This window comes from Photobacterium phosphoreum (genome assembly GCF_002954725.1).
Taxonomy (GTDB): Bacteria; Pseudomonadota; Gammaproteobacteria; order Enterobacterales; family Vibrionaceae; genus Photobacterium; species Photobacterium phosphoreum.
On the sequence record NZ_MSCQ01000001.1, the window covers coordinates 1,964,106 to 1,984,793 of the forward strand.

Here is a 20,688-nt window from a genome sequence, read left to right on the forward strand (position 1 = left end):
ACGTCATAATACGGCTATGCTCGGTTTCATTAACATTATCACCAATTAATAGCTCTTCGTATAACTTTTCACCAGGGCGTAATCCAGTATATTTAAACTCAATATCACCGTAAGGGTTCTGTTCAGACTTCACTTCAAGACCGGATAATTTAACCAAATTCTCCGCTAAATTAACTATTTTGACAGGTTTGCCCATATCAAGCACAAAAACATCCCCTCCTTTCCCCATCGCACCAGCTTGAATCACTAACTGCGCGGCTTCTGGAATAGTCATAAAATAACGAATTATATCAGGGTGAGTAATAGTAATTGGCCCACCTTCTTTGATCTGACGTTTAAATAATGGAATCACCGAACCTGAAGAGCCAAGCACATTTCCAAAACGTACCATACAAAAACGTGTGCCACCTACCTTTAAAGCTTCTTGCTCTGCTAATGCCTGTAAACCAAGCTCTGCCATGCGCTTAGTTGTACCCATGACATTCGTTGGTCTAACGGCTTTATCAGTAGATATTAATACAAATGAAGATACCCTTGAATTAATTGCTGCTTGAGCGGTATAAAAAGTACCAAAAACATTATTCCGCACACCTTCGACAACATTGTATTCAACCATTGGTACATGTTTATAAGCTGCCGCATGATAAATAGTATCAACTTTAAATGCTGTCATAATAGTTTCAAGGCGATTAATTCGTTGTACTGAACCTAGTAATGGAATTAATTCAACGTCTAAACCACGTTTGGCGATATATTCTGATAATTCTTTTTCAATGGTATATAGCGCGAACTCAGATAGCTCAAAAAGTAATAATGTTTGTGGTTGATGTAAAACAATCTGTCGGCACAACTCAGAGCCAATAGAGCCGCCTGCACCTGTCACCATAACGACTTTATGCTTAATATTTGCTTCCATTAAGTGTTCATTAGGTAACACAGATTCACGGCCTAACAGGTCTTCAATTGGCACATCATGTAACTGATCTAATGACACATTATCATGCACAATAGCATCAAGATTAGGAATAGATAACACTTCAACAGGAAGATCAACTAATGCAGTGACAATCGCTTTACGCTGACTACGTGTTGCGCTTGGCATAGCTAATAGAACTTGCTTAACATCAAATTTAGCGACTAATCGTGATAACTGTTCACGCTTATATACTGTTAACCCTTGTAATACACTACGTTGCAGTTTGTGATTATCATCAATATAAACCACAGGATTTAGCTCATCACCTTGACGTAATAAGTTCACTAATTGTCGCCCAGCAACACCTGCACCATAGACTATTACATTAGGCTTTCGCTTCATTTCAAGCTGAGCAAAAAATACGCGAATAGAAAGTCGTGCTCCACCTGTCAATAAAAATAAATAAGCTAAATAAATAACAGCGACAGTTCTCGGCACCCAAATACCAAAAAAGTATGTGGCGAGTACAAAGACAACACTTGATACTAAAGATCCAATTGCGAGTGTAAATATCGCATGCACACTTAAATAGCGTAAAATAGCACGATAAAAACCAATTCGAATAAAGCACGTAATAGTGATTACCGATAAAAATGACACTAAATACCAATAATCAATACTACGCGTTTGATCAAACTCACCTAAGCGGGTCCAAAAAGCACCCCAAAAAGCAATTTGTATAAAAACAAGATCAATACAGACACTTATAACTCGCTTATAAGGTCTAGGAATTGAGAAAAAAGCATCAATAATAGCCATATATCCTCAGAAAATAACATTTACTTATCTTATATTTTATTAAATATTATAGATGATAAGTTCTCTATAATATAAAAGCGGCAATATACCGCTTTATTTAAAACTACAGTTAATATATTTAATTACGTGATGCTTTAACTAAAACTTGCTGAATAACCACACATGTTTTTTGTATTTCATCAGCGGTTAAGGTTGGATGCACTAAAAACATTAAGCTGGTTTCACCTAACTCAACAGCATTCGGTAAAGCATGCTTCGGACGCCAAGCTGTATTATAAAATGCTTTTTCTTTGTATATTTCAGAACAGCTCCCCTGATAAGCTGGTACGCCTAATTTTACAATTTCATCGACAATACGATCTCGACTCCAACCCTCAGCTAAAAACTCAGATTGAATAAACATATAATGCTTATACTCAGCATGTTGACTATATTCAGGCACATTAACTGTTCGAATAATATTAAATTCAGCTACAGCATCATCTAACATTTTACCGTACTGTTGACGCTTCTCAGTCCATTCTGACATGCGTGTTAATTGAATACGACCAATAACTCCCTGCATTTCAGTCATACGCCAATTAGTACCAAAAGATTCATGTAACCAACGAAAACCTGCTGGGTGCTGGCGGTTATAAATAGCATCATAGCTTTTACCGTGATCTTTATAAGCCCACATTGTCGACCAAAAATCATGATTATTGGTGGTCACCATGCCACCTTCACCACCTGTTGTCATAATTTTATCTTGGCAAAATGACCAAGCACCAATATGACCAATCGTGCCAACCGCACGACCTTTATAGATAGCGCCATGTGCTTGAGCACAATCTTCTATAACATAGAAACCATGCTTTTCAGATAGTGCCATTATCTCATCCATTTCAGCAGGCATACCTGCTAAATGCACCACAATAACTGCTTTTGTTTTTGGTGTTATGACGGCTTCAATAGTCGCTGCAGTAATATTTTGGCTATTTAAATCAACATCAGCAAAAACAGGGTTTGCACCAGCAGTCACGATTGATGATGCTGTTGCTAAAAATGTTCGAGAAGTCGTAATTACATCATCTCCAGACGTAACCCCAATAGCTTTTAGCGCTAAATCTAACGCTAATGTGCCATTACCTAGTGCGATCGCGTAATCGCATCCGACCCACTCAGCAAATTCTTTTTCAAACTGACGACATTCAGTACCAGTCCAATAATTTACTTTATTAGATAATAGAACTCGACTAACAGCATTGGCTTCTTGTTCTGTAAACGACGGCCATGGTGAAAAATGGGTATTAAGCACAATAAGCTCCTAGTTATTCGTTATTTTTCTTGCTGGCGTACCAACAACTTTTAATTCATTTGGTATATCATGGATTACCGTTGATCCTGCACCAACAAATACATTTTCACCAATATTTATTTGCTGGATAACAGTAGAACCAATTCCTATCCATGCTTTTTTATCTACTTTCACCTCACCGGCAAGAGCAGTATTAGGACAAATGTGGACATGGTCATTAATAAAACAGTCATGTTCTATTACTGAACTACTATTAATTATACAATTACTGCCTATAACTACATCTGGATTTATCACTACATTAGCCATAATAACAGTACCATTACCAATTTTTGTTCTTGTACTTATAATTGCTCGTGGATGAATTAATGAAATAAAATTAGCATCTTGAGCTACCAACGTTAAATATAATTTAGCCCTTATTTCATTATTACCAATAGCAATAATCACACCATCATAGTCAACAATATTCTTATAAAGAGACTGGATATTCCCCACAACAGTATAATCACTAAATTGTGTTAATGTCGGCCAACGATCATCAAAAAAGTCTAACGATGTCCATCCATTTAACTGAGCAATTTCAGCTACGACTTTGCTATGGCCTCCAGCCCCAACAATCGCTAATTTTTTCACTCTGGCTTTGTCCCTTTAAACGGTTCAATTGTGACATGCCCATCAGCGCTAATACCATCTTTTACTAACACTTTCTTAACTGTTAAGAATAGAATTTTTAAATCTAAAATAAATGCTTGATTATCAACATACCAAACATCTAAATCAAATTTTTGTTCCCAACTAATAGCATTACGGCCATTTATTTGGGCCCATCCCGTTACACCAGGCCGTACATTATGACGACGTTGCTGGTGCTGGTTATAAAGTGGTAAATACTGCATCAACAATGGTCTTGGCCCAACAAGACTCATATCACCTTTTAATACGTTTAATAATTCTGGTAATTCATCCAAGCTACTATTTCGTAACTTATGACCAAAAGTAGTCATTCGCTCTTTATCTGGTAATGCATTACCGTTTTTATCAACCGCATCACGCATTGTACGAAATTTGATCATCTCAAATGGCTTACCATTTAATCCAGGACGCACTTGACGAAATAGCACCGGAGAGCCTAATTTTTTCCTAATAAAATAAGCAGTAATAGCAATAACAGGTGATAATAAAATTAACGCGATAATAGAAACAATAATATCGAATAGACGTTTCATACTAAACATACCTTTGATAGATATCGATAACCGAACTAACGACATCTTTTTCTGTATAATTTTTTTTGATTTCTTGTAACCCTTTACGCCCCATTGTTAAGCGTAATTCTGGGTTTTGAATCAGCGTTGTAAAACCTGCAACCCAAGCCTCAGTATCATTATATTGAACTAACTCACCACAACCTGATGATAATAAATCATTACAACCACGAATATTGCTTGCTATGATTGGACGCTCAGCACACATTGCTTCCATAATACAACGTGGCAAGCCTTCCCGTTGAGATGATAGACATACTACGTCAGCTGCTGATATTAAGTCTTGTACATCATTCCGAAATCCAAGAAACTGAACATCATCAGTTAGATTCAATTGTTTAGTCAACAGCTCTAATTGCTGCAGCTCTAGCCCAACTCCTGCCAATATATATTTAAATTCACCAAGCTGTTGCTGCTTTAATTTTGCTAATGCATGTAACACTTGTTGCTGATTCTTATTATGATTTAGTTCAGCTATTTGCAAAATAACAAATTCATTTTCAACATTAAGCTGTTGTCGTTTTTGAATTCGCATATCTGCATTAAACTGATATAAACTTTCATCAACACCAATACCATATATTTTGGTGACCTTATCTTTTGGCGCTATTTTTTTATCAATCGCAAACCTATAGTCATCATTATTAATAACAAACAGATGATCTGTTTTAAATGAAGCTATTTTCTCAGCCAAGTAAAAAATTAAATTCTTAACTTTGGTATTTGTATTTATATAATGAAAACCATGTGCAGTATAAAATATTTTTGTATTTCTTAATCCAACCGCAGCTAAACGAGTTAAAAAAGCTGCTATTGGTGTATGTACGTGTACAACATCATAACCATTCCTCTTTATTAAGCGTCGAATCTGAACAACAGATGAAAGTAACTGCTTTATTTTTAGAGGGTTACGACAAAAATCAATATTATAAACATTATCATGTGCAGCAATAACACCAGGAAAATCATTTACACCTTCGGCTGCAGCATCAACCTGCCACCCTAAAGCTTTAAATGCTTTTGCATAAGGTAAAAGAAATGCATTTAATGTTGTTACGACGGTGGTAACTTGGAGTATTTTCATAAGAATTTATTATAAATATTAAGCCATGTTTGAGTAACAGACTTTAAACTAAAATGTTCAATAATATAATCACGATTTTGGCGACCAATATTATCTAGCTCTGTTTCTGATAAATGAATTAATTGATTTAATCCCTGACTTAAAGCTGATGCATTTTTAATTGGCACAATATAATCACGATTAGGTAACCACTGAGCTGCACCTCCTGCGTCAGTAGTAATAACTGCACATTCACTGGCCATAGCTTCGCCTATAACAATAGGTAAACCTTCCCATGCAGAAGACATAATGAAGATGTCAGCTGCAGCCATAAGATCTGAAATATCACGCCGTAAACCTAAAAATGATACTCGATCACTAATACCTAATTCTTTAGCTAATGGTACTAGATTTTCAACATTAAGCCCAACAACAAAAAACTTTGCCATATTATCTTGAGGAAGTAATACAATTGCTTCTAACAAGTTGGTATAGTCTTTAGCGGGATCATTACGACCAACGGCAAGAACCATGCGCTCATTTTCCATTACACCAAATGTTTCTTTTACTTGAGCTTGTAGCTGTTTATTTGACGAGAATTGATCAGTATTAATACCATTAGGTACCATATCAATGGTATTTGCTGTTGCTGCCCCCTGTTCAATAAAAGCTTCTACTGCTTTTTGACTTACGTTTGTCGTCATGTTGGCTAAAGGATTAGTTAACCTATACGCTAACATACGTAATTTACTGCCTTCATTCGCACTATGTGCTGTTGAAATAAGCACTGGAGTTTTTGCAAAAATAGAGGCAATACGTGCAATTAAGTTTGCATGCACCATATGTGTATGAATTACATCAGGTTGTAACTTCTTAATTAATTTAACTAGTCGATAAAAAGTACCAAATAAACTAAGAGGAGAGCGTGTTAAACCTAATGGATAAATAGATACTTGATCACTTTGTGGTTTAATAACTTGCGGTTCCAATAAATATGCGAGTGAAACATCGTGGCCTAATTCAACAAATTGGTCGCATAAGTTACAAACCTGAGTTTCTGCACCACCAAGGCCAAGGCCAGTGGTCATATATAATATTTTCATTATAAATATTTATCTTTTAAAAAATAGAGCACCCCAAAAGGTACTGATATAAAGTCATAGAATGTAATTGCACCAAGCGTTTTTTTAACTAGAGGTTTGTTTGAATGACACACAAATCGCCAATAATTAATGCAGGCTTTAATTTTCTCCAGTTTTGGTATTGGATTATTTAAAAGTTCACGATAATAAAGTAATGTCGCATTTGGTGACTTTGCTCTAATTTCAATAATTTTTGACGATAAGCCATTAACTTGATATTCACAGAAATAAATAACATCTTTAACATATTTAGTCTTATGCTTAAGTGCCATTCGATTCCAGACCAATGCTTCTGGACAAAATTTTTCACCAGAAAAGACGGGGAAACGATAGTTATCATAAACTTTTTTGCTAAATACTTCTGTTCTATCACCTGTTCCCTTATATTTATAACTATATTCTAATTGAGAACAAATAAAACCATGAAGCATATTCCCAACATCTTTATTATCAAGAGTTTTATTACAGAAACTAATAATATCGATATCTTTAGCCAAATTAAACTGTCTTTCAATTATTTCAATTGCATTATTAGCTAATATATCATCACTATCTAATATAATTAGATAATCGCCTTTTGCCTCTGAAAAACTAACATTTAATGCTACATGTTTACCTTGATTTTCCTGATATACATATTTTATAGTGAATTTTGATTCTGTGGTTAATTCACTAATAACTTCCTTTGTATTATCAACGCTTCCATCATCAATAACTATCCATTCAAAATTGAATTGCGTTTGATTTTTTAGTGATTTAATTAATCTTTCAAGTAGATGTGCTCTATTATAAGTTGGTGTTACAACTGAAATTAACATAAAATTTTACTTTTCTAATGGATGACGTAAAATTGTTTTTGACAACAATTTAATCTGATTACCACCTTCTGATAAATTATGCTTGAAAATTGATCTAATCCGTGTCGTTAGTGACTGATGAGGAAAATCAAAATAAGCATTGAATATCTCTATTTGAGAGTTATTTAATTCATCTTTGTAAAAATCAAAGAAACATTTCTTCTCTTCATAATGTTTCTTTGATATTACATAACCATCAAAATTAATAGCTCTTTTAACAAAACCAGAAAAACCTGCTTGAATATTTCCTGTTACATTATTGGAGTGTTGACGGTATAGCATTAATGCTTCATCTAAAAAGTAAACATCACCAAATGTATGAGCTAATAAAGAAACAATATCATCATGCATATAGAAATTATTATTATAGCTCTGAGCTAAGTGGCAAAGTTTTCGGTTAAAAAACATTGAACAACCTTGATACCCAGCATTAAAAAATAAGAATTCATTTAAATTTTCAGCATGGGCTCTTGATATACTGTTTAAAGAAATAACACCCTTTTCACTATTATAACCATAACCATCACAATAAACTAAACCCGGTTTATCATCTGATAATTTATTCTCTGCACACGCAAGAAGATTTTCGATTTTTTTCTCAAACCAAATATCATCTTGATCACAAAATACAACATAATCAGATGTTGAATATTTTGTAAGTTCTAAGAATGTTTTCCCAGGACCAAGATTACCTAATGAGTCAGTGATCACTTTAATACGATTATCTTTACTAGAAAAATCATTAATTATTTCTATAGTATCATCTGTTGAACCGTCATCTCTTATATATAAAAACCAATCATTCTCAGTTTGTTGCTGCAATGATAATAACTGGTTTCTTATATAGTTTGAACCATTATAGGTTGCCATTAATATATCAATCATTTAATTTAACTCGTCTAGATATAAAGAATAAAAACAAAAGGCAAAGTGTCATTTGGATATTAGCAGATAATACTGAAAAAATGCCTTCACCAAAAAACTGCGTAAACAAATACGAAATTAGAACTACATATAATATGATATAGAAAGGACTTCTATAAGCACCTAATCGATATAACCCACCAAAAATTATGCCATATACAACAGCAAAAAAACTTACACCAACTGAACTAAAATCACTTACAAAAGGATATAAGACAGTATATGTATTTGTTAATATAGGTACTTCTACATATCCAGAAATTAGATTTATTGGTGCAGGACTTAAACCTAAATAATACCCTACTGCATATAGAAACCTAAACACATGTGTACCAAAACCAAAGTGAGTATCAAAATTAAGATAGCCTAAAGCAACAAATGGTGAATAAGTATAAACAGATAATATTTTTAATATATTAATATTTCCAGCAGATGAGTCACCAGATCTCATAATTTGCATAATAAACATTAAAATGACAGTAATTATAACAACTTTTATTAACTTTCTAAAATCAAGTTCGTTAGATAATCCCTTACACACAATCCATGTTAATACTGGAATTAACACTGAATATTTACCCATTGTCGCAATAGCGTATAATATCATCCAGCACCATAATGAAATCATTTTTATTTTATTGTTTTTTTTGTTAAACATAATTTCAAATGTAAATAATACAAAGATCAATGGATAGAATCGTGTGATAATTCCTAACTGTTGAAACCCCTCTAAACCAATTGCACCTAATCTCAAGTTAAGTAAAAAATGCTCCGGACCAGTAGATCCTACAATCCAAGTTCGATAAAGTAATACACCACATAATAAAAATACGCCATATTGGTAGGGTATTTTAATTTCTCTCTTTTTGGCTATTGATGACTTAATTAATTGATTGCTCGGATGTAATAGTATAAATAAGGTATTTAATATAAAAAACCAAATTAGCCAATAAATAAACATATTATCTTTTATCGGATAATACACATTACTAAAAAACATTCCAGGAGTAAATGTGACATACCAACACATACAATTAATTACGAGAGGTGAAAATAGAGACATTCTTCTATAATAAGCAATAATACAAAAAAATGTAATAATGCACGTTGCATATATTGAGTAATTCATAATTAATACATCTTCCTAGAAAAATATTCAAGAACAATGAAATCAAGGATAACTCGAATACTCCAAGCTATAGCTGCTCCAACAAATCCATATGAATGAACTAAAACAAACAAAACTATAAAGAAAGGAATTATTTCTGCCATATGAATATATGCAGTAAGTTTTGAATTACCTAAAGCTTGAATTCGTGAAAATGGTATTTGAGCAAGTGCATTAAAGAAAAAACCAACAATCAAAACTTTCAAAACAACTGTGGAATTGATACCGTATTCGCTACCAAGCCAAAATGACAATATCTCTTTTGAGAAAATGAATAATGGCACTAATATAGCAAATAATACAAGACTTAAACTAATATATGCTTGCCTTGCCATTTTTTCACTATCATCTGAATTTTTACTAAAATATGGAAAAATTGTTTTAGCTAACGATCCAGGAATGATACTAATTTTCTGAATTAAATCAGTAGGAGCAGCAAAGAAGGCTACTTTTTCTGCTCCCATTATATTTGATAAAATAAACCTATCCGCATATACCATTAAAGGACTAATAATATTTGATAACGTTATCCATCCTCCAAATGTTATTAACTCATAGAATATATTCCACTTAAAGCATAAGAAACTCTTCCCTAAATACTTATAACAGGAATAAAAGGCAACAATAGATACTAATACTCGAGCAATTAATAAACCAACTATAGCAGAAAACAAACTATTATGAATAAATACAGCTACAACAGGAAATAATGATATTATTGTTCCTGTAAATATTTTATATTTATTCAACTCCAGAAACTTTTGTTTTCCCTCTAAATACGCAAAAGCAACAGTACCAACAAGAAAGAAAGGTATAATAATACTTAAGCATTTTATTGAAGATGTAACTTCAACTACTTCATTTGAGCTTACATTTAGTAAACTTGTTATACCACTTGAACCAACATAGATACCAACAGCTGCAATAATTGATATAAAAAATACTGAAACTAATGCTGTTCCCATTATCTTTTTATCAAAATCTAATCCATCTTGCGTCGCGATTTTTCGAATAACGGCTCTTGTTATACCTGCATCAAATAACCCACTATATCCTAGGATTGAAAATGACAACATAAGAATACCAAACAATTCAACATTTAGCCCTCGCGCTAAATATGCCATCGCTGGTATAGATATAAGTCCTGGAATCAACATACCTATAATATTAAAAAGTGTATTCTTATACATGTTAATAATCCAACATTATAAGTTCTAAGGCATTAGCATCTTTTTCTGATAATACGGGTTCATTTGACAATGGCCAATCAACCTTAATATTAGAATCATTCCAAGCTATTGATATTTCAGCTGACGGATTATAGTAATCAGTACACTTATAAACGAACTCAGCCTCATCACTAATCACATAAAATCCATGGGCAAAACCTTCAGGGATCCAAAGTTGACGCTTGTTTTCAGCAGAAAGATAAACACCTACCCATTGACCAAACGTCGTTGAATCTTTACGAATATCAACCGCTACATCAAATACTTCACCAGAAACGACACGGACTAACTTACCTTGGGTATTCTCCGTTTGATAATGTAACCCACGTAAAATACCTTTTTTTGATTTTGAATGATTATCCTGTACAAATTTCGTAGGCTTACCCGTGACTAAGTCTTCAAATTTATTTTGATTCCAAGTTTCCATAAAGAAACCGCGATCATCTCCAAAAACAGTCGGTTCAATAATTTTTACATCAGGTATGCTAGTATCTATAACTTTCATTATTCTTCTCTAATTTAATCTTAAGCGTAATCAACCAGATCATCTAATGCTAACTGCCAATTACTTGCTGGAATATTAAATACTGTTGTTATTTTATTGGTATTTAAAGTTGAATTTGCAGGACGCTTAGCTGGCGTTGGGTACCCTTCTGTTTTAATTCCTTTAACATCAGGTGATTTAATTAATAATCCCTGCTCAACTGCTTTATTAAAAATTTCTTGTGAAAACTCACACCAGCTTACATGAGGTAAACCTGAAAAGTGATAAATTCCATAGTCAGCAGTATCAAATAAATTATCTGAATCCGTGATTTTTTTTGCTATTTCAATTAATGCAGCTGCAATATCACCGGCATAAGTTGGCCCACCAAACTGGTCAGCAACAATATCTAATGAATCTCTTTGCTTTGCTAAACGAAGCATGGTTTTAACAAAATTATTGCCATCTTCACCAAACACCCACGCGGTACGTAAAATAATATGGCGAGGGCAAGCATTAATAACTGCTTCTTCACCCGCTAATTTACTTTCGCCATATACACCTTGCGGACTAACTGAATCAGACTCACTATACAAGCCTTGTTTATCACCCGAAAAAACATAATCTGTTGATATATGTAATATTGCTGCACCAACTTTCTCAGCGGCTTGCGCTAAATATTTAGGGCCATCTCGATTTATAGCATAAGACAATTCAACTTCATTTTCTGCTTTATCAACAGCGGTATGAGCAGCTGCATTAATAATAATAGTCGGCAAGAAATCATTGACAGTTTTTATTACATCTTGCTCAGAGGTAATATCAAGTTTATTTCTATCAACAGCTAAAAATTCAATCTCAGGACAAGATTGTAGCTGTTTTAATAAACAGCTACCTACTTGACCATTGCTACCTGTAATTAATACTTTCACAATGTTTATTCACTTCTTATTTTTCTTCAGAAACAACACGCATTAAATACTGACCGTATTCATTTTTCATCATTGGTCCAGCTAACAACCGTACTTGCTCTGTTGTTAACCAACCATTACGCCATGCTATTTCTTCTAAACAAGCAACTTTTAAGCCTTGGATATTTTGTACTGTTTCAACAAATGAAGATGCTTGATGCAAGCTTTCATGGGTACCCGTATCAAGCCATGCAAATCCACGGCCCAATAATTCAACATTCAATGAACCGTCATTTAAGTACATTTCATTCAATGTGGTTATTTCAAACTCGCCACGGTGTGATGGTTTTACTTGTTTAGCCATTTCAACAACACGATTATCATAAAAATATAATCCTGTTACCGCATAATTTGATTTCGGTTGTAACGGTTTTTCTTCAATAGAAATAGCTTTCATATTGCCATCAAATTCAACCACACCAAATCGCTCTGGGTCTTTGACTTGGTAACCAAACACTGTTGCGATCCCTTGAGAAGTTAGTTTCTTAGCATTGTTAAGTTGTTGTCCAAATGATTGACCATAAAAAATATTATCGCCCAATACTAAACACACACTGTCATTACCAATAAACTCTTCACCAATAATAAATGCCTGTGCTAAACCGTCAGGAGAAGGCTGAATCGCGTACTCAAGGTTAATACCAAAGTCACTACCATCACCAAGTAGACGACGGAAACTTTCATTATCTTCAGGTGTAGTAATAATGAGAATATCTTTAATTCCCGCTAACATTAATGTTGATAGAGGGTAAAAAATCATTGGCTTATCGTATATTGGTAATAACTGCTTAGATACACCACGGGTAATTGGGTAAAGACGAGTACCTGAACCACCCGCTAAAATAATGCCTTTCATAAATAGGGTCCGAGATTAATAATCTCTTAGGTTAGAGGGAAACTAGCCTAAGATAAATTGAAAAAGAATGCTAAATTAACTACCTAAACGCTCGCGATTATATGAACCATCTAATACTCGACTCCACCATTTTTGATTAGCTAAATACCATTCAACTGTTTTACGAATACCTGATTCAAAGCTTTCAGCTGGTTTCCAGCCAAGTTCACGGGCGATCTTAGAGGCATCAATTGCATAACGAATATCATGTCCAGGGCGATCTGTTACGTAAGTAATTAAGTTTTGGTATTCAATTACACCTTGCGGTTTATTGGGTACTAACTCTTCAAGCAGTGAACAAATAGTTTTTACCACTTCAATATTAGCTTTTTCATTGTGACCACCAATATTATAGGTTTCACCAACTTCGCCTTTAGTGACTACGGTATAAAGCGCTGATGCATGATCTTCTACATATAGCCAATCACGAATTTGCATGCCATTACCGTAAACAGGTAATGCTTTACCGTCTAACGCATTTAAAATAATTAACGGAATCAATTTTTCAGGGAAATGATATGGGCCATAATTATTTGAGCAGTTAGTTACGATAGTTGGTAAACCGTAAGTACGGAGCCAAGCACGAACTAAATGATCGCTTGATGCTTTAGAGGCTGAATAGGGGCTTGAGGGCTCATAGGATGTTTTTTCAGTGAACAAATCATCAGATCCTTCCAAATCACCGTATACTTCATCAGTTGAAATATGGTGAAATCGAAATGCTTGCTTACGAGATTCATCTAATTGATTCCAATAGGCACGTGTCGCTTCTAAAATTGTATAGGTACCAATAATATTAGTTTCAATAAATGCCGCTGGGCCATCGATTGAACGATCTACATGGCTTTCAGCAGCTAAATGCATGATGGCATCCGGCTGATGCTTTGCAAAAATGCGATCTAGTTCAGCACGATCACAAATATCGACTTTCTCAAATGCATAACGATCACTATTTTCAATATCAATTAAAGACTCTAAATTTCCCGCATAGGTTAATTTATCTACATTAACAACACTATCTTGAGTATTATTTATAATATAACGAATCACGGCCGAGCCAATAAAGCCAGCTCCACCTGTAACAAGAATTTTCATTTAAAAACCTCTTATTGATAGTTGTTTTTTTGGTTAAATATGTCTTTAATAAGAACACAACAAACACCAAGCATGAATCCAAAAATCAAAAATAGAGACCATCTAAATATTATTTTTGACATTAAAATTTTTATTGGTTTTTCTAGTTTTTCATCAAAACTTATTTTTTCTATTTTAAATGGAATGTAATCTATTTTTTTTATTCTTTTTACAATAGTATTACTTTGACTTATGTCATTAATAAATGATTCAAAATTTATTATATTTTTGTTTGCAAAAATAATATTTTTACTAGGAAGTTTTTTATTTATAATGAAATAAAAATTCAACTTAGAAAAACTATCTTTGGTTATTTCATTTTCAATAAATCTAATATATGAATTAAGAATATCAACACTACTTTTAGAATTTTTCGTTCTAAATTTTAATATATATATATCATTACCATTCTTTGATATAGAAAGGTTACTAGCTATCAAATTAATAAATTTATTATCAATTTTTATTTTTTCATCCTGAATATAGCTTTTAATTATTTCACTTGATAATATAAACTCCTTCTTATTTTCGAAAGATTGAAATAAAGAAAAGAATTTTTCAAATAAAACGTTATTTGAAATTATACGTTCAATAGCTTTATTTTCCTCATTTCCATTTGATCTTTTATAATAATCAACTAATCCTTGATTACCCTCCTCCCTGCCATAAATTATTTTTGTATTATTAGAATAGGAGAGTGTCCCAGAGACTATCCACAATGGCTTAATTGATAAACTATAATACCCTCCAACCAAAGAAAAAAGACAAATGCTAAATATTATCCAGATCTTCCCTTGCCACAACACCCTACACATCTGATTACAACTAACTTCATCAGCTTGATCTTGTGATAGAACCATATTAATTTCCATTCTATTTTAGAAACACGCTACCGCCCTTGGGATATGCTATACACCCACAAAACATTCATTCTAATTTTAAAACTTACTCATAACTACATACTACAGAATGCAATTACACCATTAATTTATCACTGTATTGCTGCACTAATTGCCAATCGCTTGGACTGAGTTCACTTTTTGCATCTAACAAGCTTTGTTTTACTTTATGCTGCATCTGCGCAATATCAGTAATACCTTGTTGCTCACAATTTGCAACGGCAAGTGAGATATGCCCACGTAAATAGCCACCAGCAAACAGTTCATCATCCGTTGCGTTGTCAATATTGTCATCAATAAGCTGTAATAGCTGTTCTTCATAATCGTGGATCATATTCTATCCTTGTCGTTAAGCATGATCTGTTAATGGGATCGGCTTTGGAAAATTAGCAGCTGTTAATGCCGCTATACCATAAAATTCACGAAATGCATCAGATAACATTTTGGCACGCTCAGGAATGCCATTGTTTAAGTAGCTGATAACTTGCTGACGTACTTTTAGAGTAAAACCAACTCTATCAGGCTCGCAGTTTCCACTCAAATTATCGCAACTTACTTGATACTTAAACCCACAACTTGCTGATAAAATCCACTCTATTGCTTGTGGGTTAATCTCAACTACTTCAAATGCGGCTTGTACTTCAGCGCTACGTCCATCTGGTTGATACCAATAACCATAGTCTTCCAATAATCGTCTTGCTTCTCCAGCAATACACCAATGTCCGAGTTCATGCATCGCTGAGGCATAATAACCACGGGCAAAAATAATTTGATGGTGCTGACGTTCCTCTGAGGCAGGAAGATAAATCGGCTCATCACCACCTAATAATAGTTCAGTATTTAAACGTTCCAAAAAGACTGAATTAAACAAACGAATAAGATCGTTATAGTCATGTTTTATATGTGTTTTCATTTAATTATAATTAACGTGCCATGATTATTTAACGCACGAAGTATATAGGTTTTCATAACTGAGCGCGAACTCTCACTATAATTTATTCATTATCGTCAATATAAATATTGTAACTATAAGTATTATTTTTACATGAACTCAGCTCATACCAAATTTAATTCTTTTCATTAGAAGTTGAGATGCGTCACTAATACAATGCTGTTATTCCAGCAATTTATATCAGGTGCCACATTTATTATGCTGCTTTCTATTTTATACATTATCGGTATTACTGCTGAAGCGATGACGGGCGCATTAGCGGCAGGTAAACGTCATATGGATTGGTTCGGGGTAATGTTAGTAGCAAGTGCTACTGCTATTGGTGGCGGAACTGTACGTGATATTTTATTGGGCCATTATCCCCTCGGCTGGGTAGCTCACCCACAATATTTAGTGATCACTTGTATCGCTGGGTTGCTCACCACCGTATTAGGTAAATGGGTAGTCCGTTTTCACAAGATTTTCATCATTCTTGATGCGATTGGTTTGATTGTATTTAGCATAATCGGTTGCCAAGTTGCGATCACCATGGGGCTATCACCGATTATTTGTGTTGTAGCAGCGGTAGTAACGGGTGTGTTTGGTGGGTTGTTACGCGATATGATTACTCGTCGTAAGCCAATGGTATTGCATAAAGAGCTTTATGCGTCAGTGTCGTTTCTTGCGGGTGTTATGTATATCACCATGCTGCACTTTAATGTACCTGCCGATATTACGACGTTAGTGACATTAGTGGTTGGATTTGGTTTACGTATGGCGGCAGTGTTCTTTAGCTGGAGTTTACCGGTATTTAAGTTCGAAGAAGCAGAAGCTTAAAAACAAGGAAAGCAGGGAAAGAATATCGCGAAACTTCCACTTCACAATGACTATTCTTCCCTCTTTACCTCAATGGTATGGACTCCCCACCTTACTGACATTGTCAGCTACAGTTATAGCGTCAACCAAAAAGGAGCCCATACCATGAATAAGCCTAGCACTATTTGTATTGATCTCGCTAAAAACGTTTTTCAAGTTGCATTGTTTAATCAACATGGAAAATTAAAGTCTAATCAAAAAATGTCTCAAGCTAAAATGGTCGCATTTATAGCCCAATACCCCGCATCTATGATTTACATGGAAGCGTGTGGCTCTGCTCATTATTGGGGGCGATATTTTCAAAATAATAAGCATCATGTTCATCTTCTCCCTGCTCAAATTGTCAGGATGTATCGAGCGGGTAATAAGAATGATGCAAATCATTCCCTTGCTATTTATGAAGCTGCCCAACGTCCAGACATACACTTTGTTTCAGTCAAAACAACTGAGCAGCAAGATATCGCAAGTGTGTTGCATCTCAGAGAAAGTTATATAAAACAACGAACAGCGATATCAAATCGGATTAGAGGCTTTGCCTTGGAATATGGGATAAAATTCCCGCAGAGCATTACTAAATTACGCGCTTTACTCCCTCTTGAACTGGAAGATCCTAATAATGGATTAACTTCTTCTGCCCGTTTTGTTTTACATAAGCTTCTTAATCAGCTTATTGAACTTGATAAGCCTATTCAGGAGGTTACTGATTATTTAATCGCTTACGCTAAACAAATACCAGCCTGTCAGTTACTAATGACATTAAGAGGCATTGGCTGGATAGTTGCCAGCGCACTTTATGCTCGAATGGGCGATGCTTCAGCATATAAATGCGGACGCGATGCAAGTGCCAGTATAGGTTTAGTCCCCGCTCATTCAGGTAGTGGTGGTCATAATAAGCTATTAGGTATAAGTAAAAAGGGAGATCGAACATTACGTGCAGTCGTTGTACATGGGGCAAGATCTGTCGTTAGTAATATCAAAGATAAATCAGATCAACTTAGTTGCTGGCTAAGAGCCTTACTTGAAAGAAATCATTTTAATAAAGTTGTTATAGCATTAGCCAATAAGACCGTCAGGATGGCTTGTGCCATGCTGAAATCAAACCAACCTTACCAAGAAAAGCTGCCTGCTTAGTAGTGCTTAGATAAGGTTGCGATGTAACATGAAGTGCAATATCTCACCAATGTAGTTGCAAGAAACCGTGGATAACGTGTAATCAAAGCAGGCAAGGAAAAATCTGAGAGGGACGACGGTGTTGATACACCTTTAACTCGTATAGAATCCTTGCAACGTGAATGAAGCCATACAGGTTCGGGGTAGCTCCCCATAAAGAAACCGAATATACGTGCACTTGCCAACACGCTTTCTCAAACTCTTGCATTACACGGGGAGTCCATATACGTCCCTAGAAAACTAAATCCTAGAAACCTCGTCCCTTGCTTCCCCTCGCCCCACAAACCTCTATCTATATCTTCGGGGTTGTTGTTACGACATCTGCATTTTGGCCGCGGTTACGTAACAAGTGATCCATGAGAGTGATCGCTAACATCGCTTCAGCAATCGGTACTGCACGAATACCCACACATGGATCATGACGTCCTTTAGTGATCACTTCGGCTGACTCACCTTGCTTAGTGATTGTTTCACCGGGAACGCTGATGCTAGAGGTCGGTTTTAGGGCAATATGTGCGATGACATCTTGTCCTGAAGAAATACCACCAAGGATGCCACCAGCATGGTTAGTTTTAAAACCTTGGAGTGTCATTGCATCACGGTGTTCACTACCACGTTGCTCAACCACATCAAAACCATCACCAATCTCAACCCCTTTAACCGCATTGATACTCATCAGTGAATGCGCAATGTCGGCATCTAAACGATCAAACACCGGCTCACCTAAACCAACGGGCACATTACGCGCAACCACAGTAATTTTAGCGCCAATCGAATCACCGTCTTTTTTAAGATTACGGATCAGCTCATCAAAAGCATCGACTTTATCGACATCTGGGCAGAAAAAGGCGTTTTGTTCGATTTGTTGCCAATCAACCTTATCAATTTTAACCTCACCCATTTGTGATAAGTAAGCACATACTTCGATGCCATGTACTTGTTTTAGGTATTTCTTAGCCACAGCACCTGCGGCAACACGCATGGCAGTTTCACGTGCAGATGAACGACCACCGCCACGGTAATCACGTACCCCATACTTTTGATGGTAAGTGTAATCAGCGTGACCGGGACGGAATAAATCCTGAATATTAGAGTAATCTTTTGAACGTTGATCGGTATTTTCAATCAATAAGCCAATCGATGTTCCTGTGGTTTGACCTTCAAACACGCCTGATAGAATTTTAACTTCATCAGCTTCACGACGTTGAGTGGTATATTTTGAAGTACCAGGGCGACGACGATCGAGATCGTGTTGCATGTCGGCCTCAGTAAGTGCTAATCCCGGTGGACAGCCATCAATAATACAGCCCAATGCCACCCCATGACTTTCGCCAAAGGTAGTAACGCGAAACAATTGTCCTATGGTATTTCCAGCCATCTGTAATACTCTTAATATAATTCCAACATTTAATTTACATTATTTTTTAATTTTTTACTAACCTCTTTCCCCATTTTTATCATTGGTTTTTCTATATATGTATAAGTAAACATTGAGAGTAAAATAACGACTAAGAGTACTATTGGCATTAGAAGCATATACTGATTAAATGATAAATTAGCACATAACGAAGGAAATAATATTGTATATGTTGTATATAAAACCAAACCATGAATGAGGTAAATACTATAGCTGATATCCCCCAAATAAATCATGATTTTATTTTTTAATAATCCATTAAAATCAAAACCATAAATAAATAATAAAAAAATTATTGCTATAATAAGACTTTGATAAAATCCAAATGATGTTTTAAATAAGAAAAACAATAAAAACAATAATATAAAAACAGTACAGAATATATATTTATTATTTACGTTAACATTTGTTTTTTTTATTCTAAATTCAACTAAAGCACAAATAAAACCAAACAAGAAGAATGAGAACATAACAGTATTAAAAGTCCAGTGATAAAAATCAATCACAATAGGATCAATACTTAAATAAAAAACAAAAACTGCTAACATAATGAATAATAACTTTATTTTATTAAAAGAAAAATATAACAGTGGTAACATGATATAAAAGAAACACTCATATGATAAGGTCCATGTAACCCCAGCTAACATTAAACTTGCATTATTGTTACCATTAATACTTGGAGTAACGAACATCCCCCAATTATATAGCTCAAATAAGAATGATTTAATCGGAACATGTAAACTAAAATCAGTTCTATAAAATGAATATAGTATAACAACAAAAGCTGAAAATAAATAAATAGGGTAAATTCTGAAGACTCTACCTATAAAGAAATCTAACCAATTACTTTTAGTTAAAATCATTTTTTTTGTAAATAGGTATCCGGTAATGATGAAAAAAAATCCAACACTAGCTTGTCCTAAGTGATTATAAAAATCAGATTCAGGCCTAACCCATATACCTTTGGTTTTCCATACGTATGTTATGACATAGTGATGTATAAATACAGATATAGCCAAAATAGCTCTCAGCCCATCTATTGAACCATATCTACGGTTATCTTCTCGCATAAATCTAATACATAAAATAAAATTTAATTCTATTCCAATACTGCATAATTTAAAAGCGATAGGTTTTCACCTATCGCTTTTATTAAGGAATAAAAGAAGAACGAAGATTAAGATTCTAGGAAAAAAAAGTAAAGTATTACCACTTGCACTTCCTC

General features: G+C 34.4%; 21 protein-coding genes. 2 read left to right on the forward strand and 19 right to left on the reverse strand.

The window, feature by feature from the left end; genetic code table 11:
* The 17 genes from BTO21_RS08510 to BTO21_RS08590 all read right to left on the reverse strand — a co-directional run.
* A partial coding sequence (locus tag BTO21_RS08510) for a nucleoside-diphosphate sugar epimerase/dehydratase (protein WP_045031903.1) occupies positions 1-1,735 on the reverse strand: 1,735 nt, incomplete at its 3' end.
* Positions 1,736-1,853: 118 nt separating this feature from the next.
* On the reverse strand, positions 1,854-3,032 hold the full coding sequence (locus tag BTO21_RS08515) for a DegT/DnrJ/EryC1/StrS family aminotransferase (protein ID WP_045031859.1): 1,179 nt from the start codon (positions 3,030-3,032) through the stop codon (positions 1,854-1,856).
* A gap of 9 nt (positions 3,033-3,041) precedes the next feature.
* Positions 3,042-3,668, reverse strand: coding sequence for an acetyltransferase (locus tag BTO21_RS08520; protein ID WP_045031861.1), 627 nt, complete (start codon positions 3,666-3,668; stop codon positions 3,042-3,044).
* The gene (locus tag BTO21_RS08525) at positions 3,665-4,261 is read right to left on the reverse strand and encodes a sugar transferase (protein WP_045031863.1); all 597 of its coding nucleotides are present in this window, start codon (positions 4,259-4,261) and stop codon (positions 3,665-3,667) included. The genes BTO21_RS08520 and BTO21_RS08525 overlap by 4 nt, the downstream gene beginning before the upstream one ends.
* Before the next feature lies 1 nt (position 4,262).
* Positions 4,263-5,384: a glycosyltransferase family 4 protein gene (locus tag BTO21_RS08530; RefSeq protein ID WP_045031865.1), complete on the reverse strand. Its 1,122-nt coding sequence runs from the start codon at positions 5,382-5,384 to the stop codon at positions 4,263-4,265.
* The gene (locus BTO21_RS08535) at positions 5,381-6,466 is read right to left on the reverse strand and encodes a glycosyltransferase (RefSeq protein ID WP_045031867.1); all 1,086 of its coding nucleotides are present in this window, start codon (positions 6,464-6,466) and stop codon (positions 5,381-5,383) included. The genes BTO21_RS08530 and BTO21_RS08535 overlap by 4 nt, the downstream gene beginning before the upstream one ends.
* Positions 6,466-7,323 carry a glycosyltransferase family 2 protein gene (locus BTO21_RS08540; protein WP_105026767.1) on the reverse strand — a complete coding sequence of 286 codons (858 nt, stop codon included), beginning with the start codon at positions 7,321-7,323 and terminating at the stop codon, positions 6,466-6,468. The genes BTO21_RS08535 and BTO21_RS08540 overlap by 1 nt, the downstream gene beginning before the upstream one ends.
* A 6-nt stretch (positions 7,324-7,329) precedes the next feature.
* Positions 7,330-8,247, reverse strand: a complete 918-nt coding sequence (locus BTO21_RS08545) for a glycosyltransferase family 2 protein (protein WP_045031870.1) — start codon at positions 8,245-8,247, stop codon at positions 7,330-7,332.
* Positions 8,240-9,415 carry an O-antigen polymerase gene (locus tag BTO21_RS08550; RefSeq protein WP_105026768.1) on the reverse strand — a complete coding sequence of 392 codons (1,176 nt, stop codon included), beginning with the start codon at positions 9,413-9,415 and terminating at the stop codon, positions 8,240-8,242. The genes BTO21_RS08545 and BTO21_RS08550 overlap by 8 nt, the downstream gene beginning before the upstream one ends.
* A 2-nt stretch (positions 9,416-9,417) precedes the next feature.
* The gene (locus BTO21_RS08555) at positions 9,418-10,644 is read right to left on the reverse strand and encodes a flippase (protein ID WP_052672710.1); all 1,227 of its coding nucleotides are present in this window, start codon (positions 10,642-10,644) and stop codon (positions 9,418-9,420) included.
* Between the two features lies 1 nt (position 10,645).
* Positions 10,646-11,188 carry a dTDP-4-dehydrorhamnose 3,5-epimerase gene (gene rfbC, locus BTO21_RS08560; RefSeq protein ID WP_045031875.1) on the reverse strand — a complete coding sequence of 181 codons (543 nt, stop codon included), beginning with the start codon at positions 11,186-11,188 and terminating at the stop codon, positions 10,646-10,648.
* A gap of 20 nt (positions 11,189-11,208) precedes the next feature.
* Entirely contained in the window at positions 11,209-12,102 is an 894-nt protein-coding gene (gene rfbD / locus BTO21_RS08565; protein ID WP_205068427.1) for a dTDP-4-dehydrorhamnose reductase, read from the reverse strand.
* 13 nt (positions 12,103-12,115) lie between these two features.
* Entirely contained in the window at positions 12,116-12,994 is an 879-nt protein-coding gene (gene rfbA, locus BTO21_RS08570; RefSeq protein WP_045031878.1) for a glucose-1-phosphate thymidylyltransferase RfbA, read from the reverse strand.
* Positions 12,995-13,069: 75 nt separating this feature from the next.
* Positions 13,070-14,128, reverse strand: a complete 1,059-nt coding sequence (gene rffG, locus BTO21_RS08575; RefSeq protein ID WP_045031880.1) for a dTDP-glucose 4,6-dehydratase — start codon at positions 14,126-14,128, stop codon at positions 13,070-13,072.
* A gap of 11 nt (positions 14,129-14,139) precedes the next feature.
* Positions 14,140-15,027 (reverse strand): Wzz/FepE/Etk N-terminal domain-containing protein, encoded by an 888-nt coding sequence (locus BTO21_RS08580; protein WP_105026769.1) that lies wholly within the window; start codon positions 15,025-15,027, stop codon positions 14,140-14,142.
* Between the two features lie 115 nt (positions 15,028-15,142).
* The gene (locus BTO21_RS08585) at positions 15,143-15,400 is read right to left on the reverse strand and encodes a YfcL family protein (protein WP_045031883.1); all 258 of its coding nucleotides are present in this window, start codon (positions 15,398-15,400) and stop codon (positions 15,143-15,145) included.
* A 15-nt stretch (positions 15,401-15,415) separates the two neighbouring features.
* Positions 15,416-15,967 carry an elongation factor P hydroxylase gene (locus tag BTO21_RS08590; protein ID WP_045031905.1) on the reverse strand — a complete coding sequence of 184 codons (552 nt, stop codon included), beginning with the start codon at positions 15,965-15,967 and terminating at the stop codon, positions 15,416-15,418.
* 249 nt (positions 15,968-16,216) lie between these two features.
* Here BTO21_RS08590 and BTO21_RS08595 point away from each other — a divergent pair, with 249 nt between their 5' ends.
* Positions 16,217-16,834, forward strand: coding sequence for a trimeric intracellular cation channel family protein (locus BTO21_RS08595; protein ID WP_045031907.1), 618 nt, complete (start codon positions 16,217-16,219; stop codon positions 16,832-16,834).
* 144 nt (positions 16,835-16,978) lie between these two features.
* On the forward strand, positions 16,979-18,004 hold the full coding sequence (locus tag BTO21_RS08600) for an IS110 family RNA-guided transposase (protein WP_045031885.1): 1,026 nt from the start codon (positions 16,979-16,981) through the stop codon (positions 18,002-18,004).
* 331 nt (positions 18,005-18,335) lie between these two features.
* Here the strand turns inward: BTO21_RS08600 and aroC are convergent, their stop codons facing one another.
* Together aroC and BTO21_RS08610 are read right to left on the reverse strand one after the other, a co-directional pair.
* Positions 18,336-19,421 (reverse strand): chorismate synthase, encoded by a 1,086-nt coding sequence (gene aroC, locus BTO21_RS08605; RefSeq protein ID WP_045031887.1) that lies wholly within the window; start codon positions 19,419-19,421, stop codon positions 18,336-18,338.
* A gap of 29 nt (positions 19,422-19,450) precedes the next feature.
* Entirely contained in the window at positions 19,451-20,533 is a 1,083-nt protein-coding gene (locus BTO21_RS08610) for an acyltransferase family protein (RefSeq protein ID WP_105026770.1), read from the reverse strand.
* Positions 20,534-20,688: the final 155 nt, after the last annotated feature.